Origin of the sequence: Geodermatophilus obscurus (genome assembly GCF_900143215.1) — a bacterium.
GTDB lineage: Bacteria > Actinomycetota > Actinomycetes > Mycobacteriales > Geodermatophilaceae > Geodermatophilus > Geodermatophilus obscurus_A.
Genome location: NZ_FRDM01000081.1, coordinates 1 through 4,037, shown reverse-complemented (window position 1 = coordinate 4,037; position 4,037 = coordinate 1). Strand labels below are relative to the sequence as shown.

Below are 4,037 nucleotides of genomic sequence, written 5' to 3'. Positions count from 1 at the left end.
CGCCATGCGCACGATCACACCGGCAGACGCCGCCGGCTGGTTCACCCACGCCGGCTACACCAACCCCATCAACTGACACGGACAGCGCTGTCAGTCCGCAAAAAGTCCGCAACTCGTCCGCGGGATGCGGCCCGCAGGGCGTCCAGCCGGTCGGCCACGTCGTCCAGGTCGTCGTCGAACAGGTCGGCGTAGCGGTCCAGGGTCATGGCCGCCGAGGCGTGCCCGAGCATCCGCTGCACCGCCTTGACGTTGGCACCGGACTTGATCGCCAGCGAGGCCGCGGTGTGCCGGAGTTCGTGCGGCGTGAGCCCGGGCTCCCCGATGGCCCGGGCCGCGGCGTCGAACCAGGCGGACCGGGCGTTGCGGTTGCGCAGCACCGCGCCCTGTGGCGAGGGGAAGGCCAGCTCGTCGGCGGGGCGGGTCACCACCGTCCGGGCGAGTTCGTCGACGAGGAACCGCGGCAGCGGCACCGAGCGGCGGCCGTGGGTCTTGGGGGTGCCCCACACTAGGCGGGAGCCGTCGACCTCGGTGACAGCCTCCTCGACGAGCACCCGCCGGCGCAGCAGGTCGAGGTGCCGCACCCGCAGCGCCGCCAGTTCGGACCAGCGCAGCCCGCAGTAGCCGAGCACCAGGACGGCGGTCCGGCCGGGCCCGGCGGCGTCGGCGAGCGCTTCCAGCTGCTCGGCGGTCAGGTACCGGCGGCGCTTCTCCTGCATCGGGGGCAGGGCCACGCCGAGCGCGGGGTTGACGGCCAGACGCCGGTCGCGCACCGCGAGCCCGAGGATGCCGGACAGGACGCCCTGCGCCTTGCGGACCGAGGCCCCGGCCAGCCCCGGTCGGAGAGTTCGGACAGCCAGGCCTGCACGTCACCGTGGGTCACCCGGATCAGTGCGACGTTCCCCCAGCGCGGCAGGACGTGGGTCTTGAGGACGTCGGCGTAGCGGGCCCGGCTGGTGGGCTTGAGGTTGATCTTCCCGGCGAGCCAGACGTCGGCCAGCTCGCCCACGGTCGTCCTGGCCCGCTTGGGGTCGACGTAGGTGCCGGTCTGCACGGCCGTGGTGACCTCGTCGAGCCATCGCTGGGCGTCGACCTTGCGCTTGAAGTGGCGGGCGTGTTCCTTGCCGTGTTCGTCGCGGTACCGCGGCCGGTACGTGCCATCAGGCCTCCGCGCGATCGACGCCATCGTCGATCACCCGCCTCTCTTCAAGCCCGGGCAGCCGTGGCCCGCGCCGATGCGCCTGCACGACCAACGCGGTCGTCCTGAGGCAAGCTTGCGCTCGACCCCCTGTTCCTCCGGCAGGCGCAGCCTGATCTGTGGATGGCAACGCCCGCCGTGGGTCGGGCCGGTCACGGACGGGCGTCCGGGGCAGGAGCGACCCGGCTGTGCTGGGCATCGATCCAGCTGTGGAGGTCGTCGGAGCGGTAGAGGACGCGGCGGCCGAGGCGGAAGCTGCGCGGACCGGTGCCCAGGTGGCGCCAGTACCGGAGGGTGGCCACCGGAGCGCGCAGCAGCTCGGCGGCCTCGGTGATGGTGAGCAGTTCGGGCTCGCGGCGGGCGGGGTGGTCGGACATGGCTGGCTCCGGTGGGCTCGGGTGGGCTGTGCTCCGTCACAGGAGAAGGCGCCATCTGGGCGCGATTGGTGACAGCCGACCACCGATGGCTTCCGAAATCCTCCAGTTCTCCTCCTGTTGCTGATGTCCGGGCCTGCGGCCGGCCGGGGGAGGCGGCCTCATCGACCGATGCCCGGCGCGGCGCCTCCACGGGCGAGGGATGGTCCCCGCCGCTCCGCCTCGGGCCGGGGGACGCTCGGTACCGGCGCGACCGGCCGCGGGGGAGCGGCTGCCGTCCGGTCGCGGGTGGCCTCTCGAGCGGCCAGCTCGGCCGCGTGGCCGGGGCCGAGGTCGGCCCGGTCGCGGCCGAAGACGGCTATCCACTGCGCCCGGGCCTCGGTCACGTCGGCCGCAACGAGGTGCGCGGTGTTGGACAACTGTCCGCGGGTCATGCCGACGTAGGCCGAGGCCGCGCCGGTCTGGTTCCCGATCACCACGTGCGCGGCGGGAACGGTGTCACCCTGCACGCCGTACGCGGTGCTGGCGTAGGCCAGCTCCACGTGCTCGGTGACGTAGTCGGCGGGCAGCACCCGGACCCGTGCGCCGGCCGGGGTGACATCGCCCCGGGGGACGTCACCGGTGGCCGCGCCGGCGGTGACCAGCAGCCCACCGCGGCGGCCGACCGCGGTCACGGTCCACACATCCCGATTGGCCACCTCCAGGTCACGGTCGTTGCGCCGGGTGGCGATCCTGTCGCCGGCGCCGATCCGCTGACCCGCCCGCGTGGTCACAACCCGGACGTCGTCGACGCGGCCGTCGGTGACCAGCCGATCGCGGATGGCGGCGTTGAGCTCGCTGACCTGCTCGCGGGTGTCCGCCACCACCGCGACGTCGACCGCCCGGGGGTCGAGGGCGGCGGTCGCGGCCAGGGCGTCCTGCAGCGCTGGGTGGTCTGGGTGCAGGCGGATCCGGCCGCGGGCGAGGAGGGCGTCGAACACCACACCCGGGGTGTCACCCCGCCGCATCGCCAACGTCAGCTCGGCGTACTCACCGTCCGGAACCGACTGGCCCGTGTTGTCGGTGCGGGTGAAGCGGTGCACCGACTCCAGAGTGAGGTGGGCGGCCGGGTCGACCTGAGCGGCGGCCAGGTCCAGGACCCCGCCGCGGCCGACCGCGGCGAGCTGGTGGCGATCGCCCATCAACGCGAGCCGCGCCCCGGCCTCGTCGGCGACGGTGAGCAGAGCGCGGGCGGTGTCCTGGTCGAGCATGCCGGCCTCGTCGACGACCAGCAGATCGTCGGGCCGCAGCCGGGTCCCCTCCACCGGCCCGGTGTGGATGCGGCCGGTGACCGGGTCGACCTCGCCGACGACGAGTCGGGTCCATTCGCCGTGCTCGTTCCAGCGCCAGCCGTGGGCGAAGATCAGGGACGCTGCCGACCCGGTGGTCGCGCCGACCTCCGCGCGGGCGACCTCGGCGGCCTTCAACGTCGGGGTCACCACCATCAGCCGCCGCCCCTGCCGTTCGAGCAGGTCGCGGGCAGCGGCCAGCGTGGTGGTCTTGCCCGCCCCGGCCGCGCCCTCCACCACGACCAGCCATCGGTCGCCGGCCAGGACGGCGACCGCGGCGGCCTGACCGGGGTCCAGGCCCCCGACAACGCCGGCCGGCAGCGGCGCCAGCCTCGGTGCACCCAGCGGTGGCTGACCGGCGCGGGCGGCGAACCGGGTGCGCAGGTCGGCCTCCACGTCGAGCACCGGTCGCGAGGTCCAGGACCGGACGTGTTCCGGCACTCCCTCCCGGTCCACCAGGAGGACGCACCGGTCGAGAGCGCGGGCGGTGAGGTCCTCGGCCAACTCGAGGCGCACCGCCGGATCGGCGACGATGCCCTCCGCGGCGATCAGCCGCTCGACCTCACCGCGGACGTCGGCGGCGTTCCAGGCCGAGCGGCCGGCGGCCAGCCGGGTCAGCACGGTGTCGACGGCGGCCTCGCGGTCGAGCGCGCCGATCGGAGTCGGCGCCAGCGGGACAGGGTGGGCCGGATCGCCATAGCCCAGTGACCCCAGCTCGGCTCGCCACCGCGCCACGAGGTCGGCCCCCGAGCGGGGGATGACCTTGTCCGGGCGCCCCTCGGCCCAGGCGCGGGTGTCCCAGGCCCGCCGCAGCGCCGGACCGGGCTGTTCTCCGGGGTGCGCGGCGATCCAGTCGCGTTGGTAGCGGTCCAGGTTGCGCCCGATCTGCGTCGCCCTTGCGCTGAACGGGCCGACGTAGGCGCCGAGCTCCGGTATTTCTCCAGTCGCATCCACGGTGTAGCCGTGCGCGGCAAGTGCGGCCCGGAACTGCGGATCGCAGGCGACCGCGGCGTGCCCGATCCCGTTGATGGCGGCGAGGAAGTCGCGGACGCCGACGGTGTGCAGCCCGCGCCATTGTTCGGCCGCGAACACCCGGGCATTGATTTGCAGGTGCAGGTGCAGGTGCAGGTGCAGGTGCAG

Annotated in this window: 3 protein-coding genes and 1 pseudogene; all 4 read right to left on the bottom strand. The window is 74.2% G+C overall.

The window, feature by feature from the left end; translation table 11 throughout:
• Window positions 1-68: 68 nt before the first annotated feature.
• Window positions 69-770, bottom strand: coding sequence for a tyrosine-type recombinase/integrase (locus BUB17_RS28110; protein ID WP_244277478.1), 702 nt, complete (start codon window positions 768-770; stop codon window positions 69-71).
• Window positions 689-1,183: an N-terminal phage integrase SAM-like domain-containing protein gene (locus tag BUB17_RS28105; protein WP_244277477.1), complete on the bottom strand. Its 495-nt coding sequence runs from the start codon at window positions 1,181-1,183 to the stop codon at window positions 689-691. Before BUB17_RS28105 ends, BUB17_RS28110 begins: the two co-directional genes overlap by 82 nt.
• A 164-nt stretch (window positions 1,184-1,347) precedes the next feature.
• The gene (locus tag BUB17_RS24900) at window positions 1,348-1,572 is read right to left on the bottom strand and encodes a helix-turn-helix transcriptional regulator (protein ID WP_072921495.1); all 225 of its coding nucleotides are present in this window, start codon (window positions 1,570-1,572) and stop codon (window positions 1,348-1,350) included.
• A gap of 239 nt (window positions 1,573-1,811) precedes the next feature.
• A pseudogene (locus BUB17_RS24895) lies at window positions 1,812-4,037 on the bottom strand (AAA family ATPase); the annotation flags it as partial.

What these genes read in the sequence shown, in the direction of transcription:
- BUB17_RS28105 (WP_244277477.1), bottom strand. Translation starts at nt 1,183, where the DNA reads ATGGCGTCGATCGCGCGGAGGCCTGATGGCACGTACCGGCCGCGGTAC.
- BUB17_RS24900 (WP_072921495.1), bottom strand. Translation starts at nt 1,572, where the DNA reads ATGTCCGACCACCCCGCCCGCCGCGAGCCCGAACTGCTCACCATCACC.